The 15,708-nt window shown below is 44.7% G+C and carries 11 protein-coding genes; 4 read left to right on the top strand and 7 right to left on the bottom strand.

Features of this window, described 5'->3' with window-relative positions; genetic code table 11:
* Positions 1-24: 24 nt before the first annotated feature.
* The 6 genes from IEV39_RS00995 to IEV39_RS00970 form a co-directional block, all read right to left on the bottom strand.
* A complete protein-coding gene (locus IEV39_RS00995) occupies positions 25-1,269 on the bottom strand; it encodes an NADH:flavin oxidoreductase/NADH oxidase family protein (RefSeq protein WP_005231675.1) in 1,245 nt (414 codons plus the stop codon).
* Between the two features lie 99 nt (positions 1,270-1,368).
* Complete coding sequence (locus IEV39_RS00990; RefSeq protein ID WP_005287989.1) at positions 1,369-2,973, bottom strand: dipeptide ABC transporter ATP-binding protein; 1,605 nt, start codon at positions 2,971-2,973, stop codon at positions 1,369-1,371.
* A complete protein-coding gene (locus IEV39_RS00985) occupies positions 2,951-3,961 on the bottom strand; it encodes an ABC transporter permease (RefSeq protein ID WP_032883183.1) in 1,011 nt (336 codons plus the stop codon). The genes IEV39_RS00990 and IEV39_RS00985 overlap by 23 nt, the downstream gene beginning before the upstream one ends.
* On the bottom strand, positions 3,961-5,031 hold the full coding sequence (gene yejB / locus IEV39_RS00980) for a microcin C ABC transporter permease YejB (protein ID WP_032883279.1): 1,071 nt from the start codon (positions 5,029-5,031) through the stop codon (positions 3,961-3,963). Before yejB ends, IEV39_RS00985 begins: the two co-directional genes overlap by 1 nt.
* 329 nt (positions 5,032-5,360) lie before the next feature.
* Positions 5,361-7,202 carry an extracellular solute-binding protein gene (locus IEV39_RS00975; RefSeq protein WP_032883184.1) on the bottom strand — a complete coding sequence of 614 codons (1,842 nt, stop codon included), beginning with the start codon at positions 7,200-7,202 and terminating at the stop codon, positions 5,361-5,363.
* A 6-nt stretch (positions 7,203-7,208) separates the two neighbouring features.
* Positions 7,209-10,469: a lytic transglycosylase gene (locus IEV39_RS00970; RefSeq protein ID WP_005287999.1), complete on the bottom strand. Its 3,261-nt coding sequence runs from the start codon at positions 10,467-10,469 to the stop codon at positions 7,209-7,211.
* 329 nt (positions 10,470-10,798) lie between these two features.
* On the opposite strand from IEV39_RS00970, the gene dnaQ reads away from it, so the two are divergent.
* From dnaQ to nudC, 3 genes are all read left to right on the top strand, one after another.
* On the top strand, positions 10,799-12,148 hold the full coding sequence (gene dnaQ / locus IEV39_RS00965) for a DNA polymerase III subunit epsilon (RefSeq protein ID WP_005288002.1): 1,350 nt from the start codon (positions 10,799-10,801) through the stop codon (positions 12,146-12,148).
* 127 nt (positions 12,149-12,275) lie between these two features.
* Positions 12,276-13,922, top strand: a complete 1,647-nt coding sequence (locus IEV39_RS00960; protein WP_005288005.1) for a hypothetical protein — start codon at positions 12,276-12,278, stop codon at positions 13,920-13,922.
* Entirely contained in the window at positions 13,922-14,674 is a 753-nt protein-coding gene (gene nudC, locus IEV39_RS00955) for an NAD(+) diphosphatase (RefSeq protein ID WP_005288008.1), read from the top strand. Before IEV39_RS00960 ends, nudC begins: the two co-directional genes overlap by 1 nt.
* A 38-nt stretch (positions 14,675-14,712) precedes the next feature.
* Here nudC and IEV39_RS00950 read toward each other — a convergent pair whose 3' ends face one another.
* On the bottom strand, positions 14,713-15,216 hold the full coding sequence (locus IEV39_RS00950; protein WP_005288011.1) for a hypothetical protein: 504 nt from the start codon (positions 15,214-15,216) through the stop codon (positions 14,713-14,715).
* Between the two features lie 211 nt (positions 15,217-15,427).
* Here IEV39_RS00950 and IEV39_RS00945 point away from each other — a divergent pair, with 211 nt between their 5' ends.
* Positions 15,428-15,682, top strand: a complete 255-nt coding sequence (locus tag IEV39_RS00945; protein WP_005288014.1) for a helix-turn-helix domain-containing protein — start codon at positions 15,428-15,430, stop codon at positions 15,680-15,682.
* The last annotated feature ends 26 nt before the right edge of the window (positions 15,683-15,708 follow it).

Below are 15,708 nucleotides of genomic sequence, written 5' to 3'. Positions count from 1 at the left end.
GACTCCGAAGAGCCCTCACATAAATTACGCTGACTTACGCGAATTGACACGCCCTTTTACCACCGCCTTGATATTTCCTTTGGCATAATTCAAAAATACCAATAATGGGGATAGTTTTGGGTTTGGCTTTTTGCCTTGTCCAATCGCCTTAAATTGTGCTGCATACCAGATGATTTCCATGATGGCCATTTTATCGACAAATGGAATTCCTGTTTTAATCTGATTCACTGCATAACGGACATCATGTCCTGCGATTAAACGTTCAGGTAAATCAACTTCAACTGCCAACGGACGCGCAATTCCAATAAAATCACATGCACCACTTTGCAATGCAGCATTCATTCCTTCCACGGTACGGAAGCCACCAGTTACCATCAGCTTACATGACACATGCTCACGGATCTTTTCGGCGAATTCCAAGAAATAGGCTTCACGGGCAATGGTGCTGGCTTTGCGTTTTTCTGCTTTTGCACCTGCCATCGCAGGCGCTTCATAGGTACCGCCAGAGATTTCAATGATATCAACGCCAGCTGCATCAATTGCCTTAAATACGGTAATTACATCTTCTTCGGTAATTCCACCACGCTGGAAATCAGCGGAATTTAATTTGACCGAAATGATGAAGTTTTCGGAAGTGACTGCACGTACGGCCTTGTAGATTTCTAACAAGAAACGCATCCGGTTCTCAATGGAACCACCCCATTGATCAGTACGTTTATTGGTTAAAGGTGATAAAAACTGGCTGATCAAATAACCATGTGCACCATGGAATTGTACCCCTTCAAAACCTGCTTTTTCACACACCGCAGCAGCAGTTGCAAATCGCTGGATAATATCCAGAATTTCTGCATGCGTCAGCTCACGTGGCGTGCCAAACATGGTGGCCAATACAGGACTAAAAGGTACAGCCGAAGGTGCAACCGTTTCTTTATTTAAACCTTTAGGACACTGGCGACCTGGATGTGACAGTTGAATCAATTGCACCATCCCGTGTTTTTTACCCACGGCAGCCCATTGCTTTAACTTTTCCAAATCACGTTCGCTTTCGATTGCCACCACACCCGGCTCATTCTTGGCACCGATATTGACCATCACATTGCCTGTAATGGCACAGCCTAAACCACCTTTTGCCCAAGCTTCATATAATCCAATCAGCACATCATTGGGTTGTCCTGCATCATTGGCAAGCGCTTCACTCATTGCCCCTTTAATGATGCGATTCTTAAATGTGGTATTGCGTATCTGGATACTGTCTGCAATCTGACTCATGGTCATCCTCTGCTTTAATTAGAGTGTTTACTCTAATTTAATCTGATTATTATGGCTGTCAATAGTTGTTCCGACAAATTGACAATATCACATGTCAGTTTATTTACAATGCTCATATTGGCTGGCAGCAATGAGCTGACGGGTGTATTCAGTTTGAGGATGGGCAAATAAGGTCTCGGTTGCCTGATATTCCAAGGCTTTCCCTGCATGCATCACCAGCACTTGCTGACACAAGGCTTTTATGACTTGCAAGTCATGACTAATGAACACATAACTGATCTGCTCTTGCTGTTGCAAACGCCGCAATAACTGAACGATGGCAAGCTGGGTAGATCGATCCAGCGCTGAAGTAGGTTCATCTAGAATAATCAGTTTCGGCTGCACCACCAGTGCACGCGCCAGTGCGACCCTTTGTCGTTGCCCGCCCGAAAGCTGATGTGGATATTTATGTTTATCCTCTGGCGACAATTCAACCTTGAGTAAAACTTCTGCAATTTTTGCTGCGCATTGTTGTGGGGACATAGACTGTAATTCAAGTCCTTCGGCAATACTCTGCTCAACCGTCATTCGCGGATTTAAACTACTCAAAGGATCCTGAAATACAATTTGCAAGTCACGACGAACCGGTCGAAGCTGCTTCTGTTTAAGCTGGTTCAGGTCTTGGCTTTGAAAACTGATTTCACCTGTACTGGCAAGTAAACGGGCAATTGCCAAGGCAATCGAAGATTTGCCTGAACCACTTTCCCCGACAATGCCTAGCGCCTCACCTTGCATGAGCCTGAAGCTAATGGATTCAGCGGCAATTTTATAAGACTGAATCCGGTTCAATAAACCTCGTTTTAAGGGATATTTTACTGTGACCTGTTTCAGTTCAAGCACAGGCTCAGTCGCTTGTAAGGTCAAAGCTTGCCCAAAATCGTGATTCAATAAATTTTGTGTATAGACGGTCTGAGGACAGCTAAAGATTTCCGTGCTACCGCCCTGCTCTTCTACACGCCCTTGATTCAGCACCAGCACATGATCTGCATATTGCTGAACCAGACTAAGATCATGACTAATCAAAATCATTGCCATCTGGCGTTGTTGCTGTAGTTTTTTTAATAAGCTCAAGACCTGTGCCTGTAACACCACATCTAAAGCCGTGGTCGGCTCATCTGCAATTAAAATCTCGGGCTCTAAAGCCAAAGCCATGGCAATCATCACGCGTTGACGTTGACCGCCAGACAATTCATGAGGATAACGCTTTAAAATGTGTTCTGCTTCTGGCAGACCCACCTCATGTAATAAGCCTAGTGTGTGCAGTCTTAGCGTAGCTTTTGTCTCACCCTTTAAAAGCAGGCTTTCACCAAGCATTTTTTCCACGCTATGCAAAGGATTCAATGCCGTCATCGGCTCCTGAAAAATCATGGCAATTTTTTTGCCACGTATGTGCTGCAATTGCGGTTGGCTCAGTTTCAGTATATCCTGACCCTGAAAATGAACGACTCCTGTCACTTGCAAGGTCTTCGGCAATAACCCCAACAATGTCAGCCCAGTGATAGATTTACCGGAACCACTTTCCCCCACGATGGCAAGCGTCTGTGCAGGGTAAATTTTAAAACTGACCTGCTCAAGCAGCGTTTCTGAACCATGAGCAATACTGAGCTGCTGTACGTTGAGTAAAGGTTGATTTAGAGGCAAATTATCGTCTTGGGTCAAATGCATCACGTGCCGCCTCCCCAATATAAATCAGCAAAGACAAAACCATCGCCAAGCTAAAAAATCCCGACAACACCAGCCACGGCGCATCCAGATTATTTTTCCCTTGTAATAATAGTTCGCCAAGCGAAGCCGCATCCGGTGGCAAGCCATAACCCAAAAAATCCAGTGCAGTTAAGGCAATAATATTGGCCGTGAGCATAAAGGGAATTTGTGACAGGCTAGAACTCATCGCATTGGGTAAAATGTGTTTAAAGATAATCTTATGCTGACTAACACCCAAGGCTTGCGCTGCACGAACATAATCCAGATTGCGGGCACGTAGAAATTCGGCACGTACCAATCCCACAAGCTCGGTCCAGCCAAACAGCAGCATGATCACAAACAGCCAATACACACTCGGACTAAACATACTGACCAGAATCATCACAATGAAAAGCATCGGTAAGCCACCCCACACTTCCAGAATGCGCTGTCCAATCAAGTCAACCCAGCCACCATAGTAGCCCTGTATTGCCCCCACCATCATGCCGAGCACCGCAGAACAGAGTGTGAGTGCGAATCCAAACAGCAGCGAAACCCGCAGACCGTACAGGATGCGGGCAAATACATCCCGTCCCTGATCATCGGTGCCAAGCCAGTTCTGTGCGCTTGGAGCAGAAGGCACGGGTACAGCGAGGGACAGATTCGGAGATTGATAGGAAAAAGCCACCGGTGGAGAAATCATCCAGCCCTGCGCCTGTATCAACTGCTTGACCACGGGGTCTTGATAATCCGTAGCTGTTTCAAATTCCCCGCCAAAGGTGGTTTCCGGATAATCTGTCAGAATCGGAAAATAAAATGACTGCTGATAACGTACTAGCAAAGGTTTATCGTTGGCAATCAGTTCCGCCAGCAAAGACAGTACGAAAATAATCAAGAACAGGATCAGGCACCGAAAACCCAGCTTATTTTGCCGGAAGCGTTCCAATCGCGCTTGCATCAACGGTGACATCATTGTCCACCTCTTGATTCAAAATCAATTCGCGGATCGATGAGCTGATAAAGTAAATCACCCAGTAAACGTAAAAGCATGCCGAATAGGGTAAATAAAAATAAAGTGCCAAAAATAACCGGATAATCACGTTGAGTAATTGCCTCAAAGCCTAATAATCCGATCCCATCCAGATTAAAAATGATCTCGATAAATAAATTACCGACAAAGAAAATCCCCACCAGCGTTTCTGGCAAAGCAGCAACCACAATCAGAATGGCATTACGAAAGACATGTCCATACAGCACCTGATTTTCACTTAATCCTTTCGCTCGGGCTGTTAATACATAAGGCTTGTTCAGCTCTTCTACAAATGCATATTTTGTCAGGTAAGTCCGTGCGGCAAAGCTACCCAACAGCATACTCAGAATCGGCAAACACATGTGCCATAGATAATCTTTGATTTTTGCCAAAAAGCTTAACTGGGAGAAATTTTCAGACACCAACCCTTGCAATGGAAACCATTGCAGATAACTGCCACCCGCAAAAAAGACAATCAATAAAATGGCAAAAACAAACGATGGAATGGCATAACTGACCGCCAATAATAACGATGTGGATTGATCAAACAGCAAGCCATTATTTTTTGCTTTTTTAATCCCGAGTGGAATGGCAATCAGATAGATCAGGAAAGTACTCCACAATCCCAAAGACAAGGTCACAGGCAGCTTTTCATAGAGCAGTTGCGTGACAGGTTTATCTTTAAAAAAACTGGTGCCAAAATCCAGATGCATATAGCCCTTCAGCATCAGCCAGAAACGTTCTGCAACAGGACGATCAAAGCCATACTGAGCTTTGATTTTTTCAATCATTTCGGGGCTTAAACCCCGTGCACCCTGATATTGTGCCAGATTCGCCAAACTCGTCTGTCCACCTGCTCCTGCGCCTAAACCTTGCGCATTTTGAATGTGCTGAATGGCCTGTTCAACAGGCCCGCCAGGCGCAATTTGTACAATCAAAAAATTAATCAATAAAATCAAAAATAATGTCGGGATCATCAACAACATTCTTTTTAGAATATAGTGCATCATTGAAATCGAACCCTTATTCATTAATTTACTCAGTTTTTATAAAATCCAACATGAGATAAAATACGCGGAAACGTCATCCACAAGCTGCGTGTTTTCAACAAGTTCATGTTGTTGCGAAATAATAAAAGAGGTCCAATAAGTAAACAGGTTTTGGGGTGAGCTGCGATTATAGCAGCGCAACAAGCCTTGCTTCTGCAGCGTAGCTGGTTATTAGGCGAAGCCAAAGCCACTCCAGCTGAAGGCTTATCCTGAAATTAAGATGAGAACTCGGTAAGACACCGTCATATTAATATAACCACTTCATCAAACGCTAGTCAAAAGCATGCTAATTAATGCTTTTGAACAGACTGCCCCTGTTTCCTAGCCTTATCTGCATCCACCCACCAATATTCCCATCCCACAGAAAGCTTTGGCTTCACTGACGGTTGCTGATAAATATCCCAATAGGCAAACCAGCGTTCAGGTTTTCCATAGGTCAGAATCTGGTAATAACCTGCACGTAACAAACGATCAAGCACACGGGTATACAGCACAACTTCTTCACGTGTTTTGGCCCTGACAATTTTTTCAATCATCTGATCAATGACAGGATTTTTAATCCCTGAATAGTTATAGTTACCCGCTTCATCTGCTGCTGCACTCCCCCAGAATTGCGCCTGTTCTTTACCCGGCGTTAAGGTCTGTGGCAATTTCAATACCATCATATCAAAATCCTGACGGCGAATCCGTTCCATATATTGAGGAACATCGACCTGTCTCAGATTAACCTGAATCCCCAGTCTTTTCAGATTCCGCACAAAAGGCATCAGCTCACGTTGCGGATTTTCCTGCTGCATCAACAGTTCAATTTGAATGGCTTTGCCAGTGCGATCATATAATTTTCCGTCACGAATCACATAACCCGCAGCTTTTAAGAGCTTTTGTGCGATCAATAAATTGTTTCGGTTAAAGCCACTGGCATCGGAAACCGGATAACGCCAGTCTGCCAATACCCCTTGTTGCATCAACGGATTCAGTTGTGCCAAATAAGGTTTGAGTATGTTTAACTCCGCAGCACTCGGACGACCTGCAGCAGCCAGATCGGTATTGTCAAAATAACTTTGCAATCGCTGATTTTGATTAAAAAATAATGCTTTATTCTGCCATTCAAAATCATAGGCATAGGTCAATGCCTGACGTAGATGAATGTCATTTAAAGGCGCGCGACGGATATTAAATACCAGACTTTGAATATCAAGCGGTGTGGCTAAACGTGCTTTGTACTTTTTAACCAAGCCTGCTTTCGCAGCCGGGAAATCATAGGAGGTGACCCAATTCCGGATATTTTTTTCTTCGTATAAATTAAATTGCCGTGATTTAAAGCCTTCAAAACTGACCTCTAGATTTCGGTAATACACGTATTTCAATCGATCAAAATTATAACGGCCTTTATTCACAGCTAAATCTTTGGCCCAATAGTCCGGACTGCGTTTATAGGTAATACTGCGTCCGGCATCAATACGCTCCAGCATATAAGGCCCGGAGCCGACTATGGGATGCAGCGTGACACGGCTAAAATCTTTATTTTTCCAGTCCAGTTTTGAATAGATCGGTAAGCTCGCCACGATCAGGGGCATTTCGACATTATGTTTAGATTTAAAAATGAATTTCACCTGATGCCGAGACAACACTTCCGTTCTGGCCAGATCAGACAAATACATTTGAAAGCCAAGATTGGCTTTGGTCTGGTAGGTGTCAAAGGTAAATTTGACGTCTTCTGCCGTTAACGGCTGCCCATTATTAAAACGCGCTTTTGGATTTAGATGAAAGGTGATCGACTGTAAATGATCTGGATCATAACTGACCTTTTCTGCCAGTAAGGGATACATTACCCGAGGTTCATCCAGCGAACGATCCATCAGGCTATCAAACAGGTAATTCACCCCTTCGGTGGAACTGCCCTTGCCATTCATGCTATTTAAATTATCAAAGGTTCCCAGACTGGACTGACTCAGCACTCCACCTTTGGGCGCATTGGGATTGGCATAAGGCATTGCCTTGAGCTGGGCATATTTAGGCTGCACATGCATGGCCAAATAGGGTGTGGTGTGGATGACTGCAAAAGAAAGCGGAGCAAAAAGGCTTAGTCCATAGCATAGACTAAGCCTTTTTATGCAAAGCAATGAATTCATGCTGAATTACAGGCTAGGCACTTTAATCACATCACCAATGCGTAACTGAGTACTTGGGGTTAAGTCATTCATTTCTGCCAATGCATTGGTTTCCATGCCATAACGACTTGCTAAACCAATCAGCGTATCGCCACGTTTAACTTTGTACTCGGCAGTGGTTTTCGGTACCAAGATATTTTGTCCACGTTGCAGACTGGTATTGGCTTTCAGATTATTTAAATCGGCCAACTCACGGCCTGACATACCAAAACGATTGGCAATACTGTTCAGCGACTCGCCTGCTTTTACACTATAGCGCTCGGTATTGCGGCCTGGTGCTGCGGCTTTAGGGGCTGTTTTCGGCGTGTCTACGCTTGCTGTTTCAGCCTTAGGCGCATCTCCCGTAAGTTTCAAGCGTTGACCGATACGTACGTTACTGCTACGGGTTAAACCATTTAGGCCCGCCACATAATCCAGTTGTAAATTATAACGGTTGGCAATATTGCCTAAGGTGTCACCCGACTTGACGGTGTAGACTTCTGGTGTGCTGTCTTCTCTCGACTTTGTATTGCTGCTGGTCGCTGTTTTTGCAGGAACATCGCCTGTTAATTTCAAGCGTTGACCTACACGTACGCCCGCAGTTCGTTCCAGACCATTCAGGTCAGCCACATAGCTCAATTGCAGGTTATATTTGGCAGCAATCGCATTCAGGCTATCACCCGACTGGACCACATACTGGTCAGGCACGGTTGAACCAGCTGGAATCTTTAAACTTTGGCCTAAACGCACACCGCTATTTGCCTTTAAATTATTAAGTTCAGCCAGTTCACTCAAGCTGATTTTTGACTTGGTCGCAATACTGGATAAGGTATCACCCCGTTGCACGGTATAGTTTTCAGTTTTATAACTGGATGATGCCGTTACATTTTCATATTTAACCGTGTTTTTAGTCGGCTCGGCAGCTTCTTCTGTTTGCGAAACTTCATGTAATGGAACATTGATTTTCTGTCCCACAAATAAACTGCTGCCCGCAGTTAAGCCCGAGGTTAAAGACGCCAGTTCCTGATTCGACAATGCATAACGATCAGCAATCAGTTTCAAGTATTCGCCACGCTTAACCGTATAAGATTTTGTCGCGATCTTGGCTGTAGCAGACGCTTTGCTCTCGTTATTACGGGCGATTTGCTGGGTCGTACGTGCATTATTCTTAGGCTCAAGCAACGTAAGTCGTTGGCCAACGAATAAACCATCCGTCACTGACAGGTTATTGTAATCGGCAAGCTGCTTCAGGCTCAAATCAAAACGTGAAGCCAGATTGGTTAAGCTATCGCCCGATTGCACCACATAACTGTCAGGTTTCTCTGCGGCTTTCGGTGCTTCCGCTTGTGGTTTGGCATTGTATAAATACAAACTGGCGCCAACAAATAAAGTTCCGTTTGGATCAATCTGGTTCCATTGTGCAATATCGCGCCAGTTCACACCATTTTTCTGGGCAATAACCGCTAAGGTATCCCCAGGTTGTACCACATAGGTACTGCGTTTGCCCTTCGGTGCAGTTACAACGACATCAGTATCGGTCTTGATATAAGGCTTGCCCTGGTTACGTTTAGCATCTTCGCTATTTGCCGTGGCACTGTCTTCAAGCAGATTCTTTGGATACGCAAAGCCCTTACTGACTTCCTGCCCTTTTTCATCTGCAACCGATTGGCTGGTTTGAATCGCAGTTAATTTGATTTTGCCATCAAATGGATCGACAATCTCGGTCCCTTTCGGCGCAATTGCCTTAATTTCTGCAACCACCTGATCCCGTTCAGCCTGAGTGGCTTGTGGCTCTAAAGCCTGAGCAACGGTTTCCTTTTTACCCTCTTCCTTGATTGCAGCCGTGATCTGCTCACGCTCTTTCAGTGAAATTGGTGGCTCTGTTTTCACAGGTTTAACATTTGCAGCAGGCGTAATTGCCACAGGAATACGTGGTGCACTTGGCACATCTGCGGCGGCTGCAAATGAAGCCAGCGCATCCGATCCTCTAGGCGTATTGACCTTTGACTTTGGAATGGTTGGCGTGGTGGTACGCGTGCTATTGCTAGCCGTCAAATTAGGTGGTGTCTTGGTCGACGGGCTTACGTTTTGTGGCGTGCTGGTTGTAGTTCGAATAGTGGTCGATGTACTCGACGAACTGTTTGCCATTGGCGGTGGTGTTTTATTGCTGGCCCAGAAACCACCTGAACCTGATTTGCCTGAACGTAGCTTGGCATCAATTGATGGGCTCAAATCCGCTGGGATTAAAATTCGCATCGGGCTCATTGGATCAACCATTTCGCCACGATAGCCCGGGTTCAATGCATATAATTCGGCACGACTCAAACCGGTAATCGAAGCGATCTGGTTTAACTCGAGTGGTGCTGACAAACTGACTTCACGGAAGTGAGGACGGTTGGCAATCGGCGGTAAACTCACACCATACGCCCCCGGATTTTTAATAATTTGGGCTACTGCCAAGAAACGCGGTACATAGTTCATGGTTTCTTGCGGCAGTTTTAAAGACCAGTAATCGGTTGGCAGGCCCGCTGCGCGATTACGGTTAATCGCCTGCTGAATACGGCCAGGGCCAGCATTATAAGCAGCCAGCGCGAGTTCCCATGAACCAAACTGGTTATACAAGCTTCCAAAAAACTCATAAGCCGCACGGGTTGACTCTACAACGTCACGGCGACCATCATACAGGCTGGTTTGTTGCAAACCATAAATACGTCCCGTACTTGGAATAAACTGCCATAAGCCTGCAGCCGCAGCACTACTGGTTGCTGCCGGATCGTAAGAACTTTCAATAATCGGAAGTAAAGCTAGCTCGGTCGGCATACCGCGACGCTCTGCTTCTTTGACCGTGTGATATAAATATCGACTGGCACGGGCGCTCAAACGGTCTAGGTAAGGTTGACGTGAAATAAACCAGCTACGTTGTGCTTCAATACGGGAATCCCAATGATTCAGGTCCATCTTGAAACCGACTGTCATGCGTTTCCACACATCACCGTGTTTAAGCACCAGTAAACGATCCCCTTCCACAGCACGCATATCGGTTGCAGAAAGCAAGTCTTCCAGTGAATCTAAACTGCTTGCGTCCAGATAGCCTGAACCGACCTGTTTAGAAGATGAGGTTTTCCCTGATTGAGGTGTTGAAGAACAACCCGTGGTAATTCCCAACGCGGCTAGAGCAGAAGTGAGTACAGTGATTTTGAATAATGATGTTGCAGATGTTTGCGACATCAATTTGCCCGATTTATACATAAAAACTTCCAGTCAACTCACGCTAGTTTTACTTTAGATTTGCCATTGTATTAAAGCATGTCACTTAGACAAGGTAATAATTTAACGTGATTTGCATGGAAATGTTACAAGAAATTAAAAAAGATGAGTTTTGTAACGTTCAAAAACAGAATTTGGCTTTACAATACACCTTGACGCATGGGGATGCTAAAATTCTCAAATGATCTGAACTCAAGTAAAAATCTGGGTTCTGGTTCATTTGCTTAATCCGCAATTGAAGATTAGCTTTCATTTTCGGATTCTAAAACTCAGATTTTTCACGCTGCTTATTTTATTGTTCAGGTTCAGATATGTCACAAACAATCACGCTTTATGTTGATGGCGCATGCAAAGGAAACCCAGGTCTCGGTGGTTGGGGTGCGTATGTCATTACCGAACAAGGCGAACACAAGCTTTGTGGCGGTGAAGCGTTAACAACCAATAACCGCATGGAACTGCAAGCGGCAATTGAAGGCGTTTCCTTTTGCCCGGTAGATGCGCATCTGATTATCTGGACAGATTCCAACTATGTCAAACAAGGCATCACCGAGTGGATTCATGGCTGGAAAAAGAAAAACTGGAAAGATGTTAAAAATCCTGATTTATGGCAAAAACTGGATGCTGTCTGTGCCAATCGAAACATCGAGTGGAACTGGATCAAGGGACATGCCGGCCATGAAGGCAATGAAATGGCAGATCAGCTGGCAAATTTAGGCGCAGAACAGACGGCTCAACAATTAAAAAATGCAACGCAGGCTAACGCTGATACAAAAAAGCCTGAAGCTGACTGGCTCTTAAATGATCCTTTTGGCTTGGATATGGATGCAGAAGCGGATGATGTTGAGATGATCGAAGACACCGAAGATGATGTTGCAGATGAAATTGAAACTTCAGAAGAGACGTCCTCGGCACCGGTTTCCAGTCAACATCCACAGATTGTTGTCACTGAAGCAAAATTAAAGCTGCAAGGCCCCCGTCAACTGATTCTGGATACCGAGACCACCGGTTTTTACTTTCAGGATGGCGACCGGATTATCGAGGTCGGTGCGATTGAGATGATCAACCGTAAACTGACCGGTAGCTCGATTCATATTTATATCAATCCGGAAAAACCGGTTGGTGACTCTGAAAATGTCCACGGTATCAGCGATGACTTTTTAAAAGACAAGCCGAAGTACGCCGAAATTGCCGACGTTCTATTTGCTTACCTGAAGGGCGCTGAAATTATTGCGCATAACGCCACCTTCGATATGAACTTCCTGGATATGGAGTTCAAACGCACGGGATTACCTGCACTTTCAGAAGTCTGCGACGTCACCGATACCTTGGCAATGGCCAAAAACAAGCATCCTGGACAAAAGAACTCTCTGGATGCATTGGTACGCCGTTACGAAATTCCGGCACGCGATCGTACTTTCCACGGTGCGTTACTCGATGCTGAGATTCTGGCAGATGTGTACCTTGCCATGACCGGGGGGCAGGTCTCTTTTGATATGGATGCCCTGTCCCAGACCGAACAAAATCAGAATAAAACCACCCGTCAACGCGTAGAAGTCGATTTACCTGTGATCGAGCCTTCTGAACATGAGTTAAATGAACATGAGACCTGGGTCAAACAATTCGAGCAAAAACATGGAGAGCCTTGCCTTTTCGCAAAATAAATTTACTGCTCAATGTAACTTTTTGTATTTCAAGTTTTAAAACTTACGTTATATTAACTCTTAAAGAATCAGGCCTTCTTTTTCAGAAGGCCCATGGATATAACAACTCAGGAAAGGTGTAGGTCATATGTCTTACCAAACCTCGATTCACTTCGACCCAACGGCATTATTAATAATAAAAAATGAGATCGATAATTCGATTAAATTGGTAGAAACAGCCGTCAATACCCTTGCCGAAGAACAAGCCTTACCCTTCGGGATTGATGATGCACTCAACCAGTTTGAACAATGTACTCAAGTACTTGCTCTGATTGATATGCCTCACTTATCACAAATTACTCAATATTCTGCTGAGCTGATGCGTAAAATCATGGCCCAACCGCAACAGGTTCAGACCAGTGATGTGGTTGCCCTCAGTGAAGGCACCACCATGTTGAAGCGTTATATTGAGTTTATCTGCCTGCGCGAAGTGAAAGTGCCACAGTTCTTGCTGGACACACTCAATCGTCTGGAAAAAGCATTAGGTAGACCGCTTACCAAAGAAGGTCAGACCGTTCAGCCATTGCTAGAATTGATTACTCCAAGTTTTAATTTGCCGCAGGCACCTACGCTGGAGCAATCGCAATATATTCATCAGTTATATAAGCTTTGCCTGAACAAACTGATCAAACAATCTGAAACAGCGCTTGACCTGCAAGGCATTAAATTAGTGGGCGTTTATCTTGCTGGTTTAGCATCGGGCCAACCTAGCCAGCAGTACTGGCAACTGGTCAATGTTGGCTTAGGTCATATTGATGAGCTTTCGATTACCGAAGCACGTTTACGCACCCTCATCCAGATCGAAACCAATATCGGTCAATTTCTGGCACAACCCCATGCTTTCAAAAATAGCATTGCTGATCTGGCCGATATTTTATGTATCTGTATCAGTCAGGAAGATGAGATTTCTGAACATATTCGCGAACAGTTGAATATTGGTGATGAGTTACTCAGCGATACCCAGCTTCAGGTGCTGAGCCGCCATTTATACGGTCCTGACTATGAAACGGTACATACCATTAGCCAGTTAATGACCAATGAGATGGTGCAAATCCGTAATGAAATTGAATACAACCATCAGAATATGTCGCCTGAAAAGACGCAGGAAATTCAGCAAAAGCTGACGCAGCTTTGCAATGTTTTCAAGGTATTGAATCTCAACGAAGCCGCAAGAGAATTAACCCAGCAGGCGGAAAAACTGAGTTTGCCAAATACCTTGACCGATGCAACTTCAGTACAGCAGCTCATGAACAGCATTCTGGCATCGATGAACTCGATTGGGATTCTGGAACGGAATTACACCTCAAGCCGTTTACAGTTACGCGTCAACAATATGCAGATCTCGCTGGACCGTTTGGATGAAGCGCATCAGGCCTTATTGACTGAAACCAAAACACTGGTGGAAACCTTGACACAAACGTTAAGCTTGTATGTTCAAGACCCGGCCTCCCATAGTCTGGAAGCTTTGCCAGGCTATTTGAAAGAGCTTGCGGGTGCTGCCCTGTTCCTTGGAAGTTCGGCGCAACAAAATGCCTTAATCGGAGCTGCACAATTTGCCCAGCATCGTCTGGATCAACATCAGGCCTTCTCTGCGGACGAAATTAATTGTGTTTTAAATGTTGTTGCCGGCCTGGATTTACTGGTGGATAACTTGAAGAACAAGCAACCCGTCTTGCAATCTATGTTTGATGTGGCATTATCAAACAGTCAGCAATTACAATCTAAAGCCGCATAATGACTCAACTATCACTTGCTTATATTTTTCAACACCAGAAACTTTTAGTAGACGAAAACTTTCAACTGCCTCAGGTTGAAAAGTTGGCAAGTGACCTACCCATCCACCAGAATGATCAAGTCATCGCACGTGATCTTCTGGAAGATGAAGCCATTCCAGAAGGCTATCAACTGATTCCAATTCGGGAACTCATTCAAAGCTGGTCAAGCAGTGATTTTTTGCAAGCCAGCCGCGCCGTGCAATTACTGGAGTGGCGACGTAACCACAAGTTCTGTAGCCACTGTGGTCATGCAACCGAAGTGCATGCTAAAGAATATGCCATGGTCTGTCCTGCTTGCGCTTATCATCAATATCCACGTGTTCAGCCCTGTATCATCACGATTATCACCAAAGGTGACAATGAAGTGCTGCTGGCTAAATCAGCGCACAATAAAAGCAATATGTATGGACTGATCGCAGGCTTTGTTGAAGTCGGCGAAACCTTGGAAGAAGCCGTACAACGTGAGGCTTTTGAAGAGGTCGGTCTGAAACTGAAAAATATTCGCTATATGTCGAGCCAGCCTTGGCCATTTCCAAGCAACCTGATGATTGCCTTTCATGCGGAATATGAATCGGGTGATATCCAGCTGCAGCTTGAAGAAATCAGTGATGCACAATTCTTTAAATTTGATCAGCTGCCAGAAATTCCATTCAAAGGCAGTATTGCGCATAACATGATCATGCAAATGATCGACAGTAAAACCGAGACCTAATGGCTTTGATCAGGTTCTAGTCCATACACATAGCCTAATCAATGGATGTCCTTCATTCCGGCAATAATCCGCTGCATGTGCGCTGAATCAATCTGTAATGCTTCTGATAAATGCTTCAGCACATCACGCACCTGTTCATCTGACCATTGCCGGAAAAACATCAGACTCAGGGTCTGCTGAATTAACCAGCAATGCGTTTGCTGATCGAGTAGATGTGAAATACTCAATAATTGCGGGCCAATATGTTGCAATCGCATGCTGGAACTTGACTGAAGTATCCGTTGAACCAGCTTCTGCTGTGCATCAGGATAATGCTTAAACAGGCATTGAATGACTGGCACTAGTCTAGCTTCACATTGCCCTTTTTCATTACGGATCAAATAATGAAATAGATTTGCCAATGTTGCAGACACTACTTCTGGGGGAAATATCTCAGGATCAAGTGGTTGCGGCGCTAAAGACAACAGGTTTGGGGAAGACTTCTCTTTTAGCAATGCTTGAGCCCAATGTTGTATATCATTGTTGTAATTCATGTCCGCCATACCATTGCTCCTGTTCTCGCGCTCCCTTTTTCATCCAAGAAAACTCGCGGTAATGGCGGTTTTTTATAGTGACTGCCTAACATTCAATCCCCCTCAATCTGTGTAAATTTTTATTGATCTATGTCGCAACTTCAGATTTTTTTATGCCCAACCCGACATTAGTTTTGTACCTATTTTGGGTAATTGAGTTAATTTACCATAAATAGGTACAATGACAAGTAGTATTCATACCGATGAAATGAACATTTTGTGCCACTGGCTTAAACAGCAGCGCACAATGCAACAATTGACCATGCGTGAACTGGCCTCACGCATGGCTAAGCCACATTCATATGTACAAAAAGTGGAGCAAGGAGAACGGCGGCTGGATGTGGTGGAATATGTCTGGTACTGCACAGCGCTGAACATTGATCCACACACAGGGATTCATCTCATTCTGGATGCCATGCAATCACACAAAAAATAAAGGCAGATCACCGAGTTTCAGTAATC

It is taken from the genome of Acinetobacter courvalinii, from assembly GCF_014635545.1.
In the GTDB taxonomy this organism is placed as follows: Bacteria; Pseudomonadota; Gammaproteobacteria; order Pseudomonadales; family Moraxellaceae; genus Acinetobacter; species Acinetobacter courvalinii.
Note: the sequence above shows the minus strand (reverse complement) of the source record. Positions and strands in the feature narration are given on the sequence as shown.

Coding starts and splice junctions, on each gene's coding strand:
- IEV39_RS00995 (WP_005231675.1), bottom strand. CDS start 1,269: ATGAGTCAGATTGCAGACAGTATCCAGATACGCAATACCACATTTAAG.
- IEV39_RS00990 (WP_005287989.1), bottom strand. CDS start 2,973: ATGCATTTGACCCAAGACGATAATTTGCCTCTAAATCAACCTTTACTC.
- IEV39_RS00985 (WP_032883183.1), bottom strand. CDS start 3,961: ATGTCACCGTTGATGCAAGCGCGATTGGAACGCTTCCGGCAAAATAAG.
- yejB (WP_032883279.1), bottom strand. CDS start 5,031: ATGATGCACTATATTCTAAAAAGAATGTTGTTGATGATCCCGACATTA.
- IEV39_RS00975 (WP_032883184.1), bottom strand. CDS start 7,202: ATGAATTCATTGCTTTGCATAAAAAGGCTTAGTCTATGCTATGGACTA.
- IEV39_RS00970 (WP_005287999.1), bottom strand. CDS start 10,469: ATGTATAAATCGGGCAAATTGATGTCGCAAACATCTGCAACATCATTA.
- dnaQ (WP_005288002.1), top strand. CDS start 10,799: ATGTCACAAACAATCACGCTTTATGTTGATGGCGCATGCAAAGGAAAC.
- IEV39_RS00960 (WP_005288005.1), top strand. CDS start 12,276: ATGTCTTACCAAACCTCGATTCACTTCGACCCAACGGCATTATTAATA.
- nudC (WP_005288008.1), top strand. CDS start 13,922: ATGACTCAACTATCACTTGCTTATATTTTTCAACACCAGAAACTTTTA.
- IEV39_RS00950 (WP_005288011.1), bottom strand. CDS start 15,216: ATGGCGGACATGAATTACAACAATGATATACAACATTGGGCTCAAGCA.
- IEV39_RS00945 (WP_005288014.1), top strand. CDS start 15,428: ATGACAAGTAGTATTCATACCGATGAAATGAACATTTTGTGCCACTGG.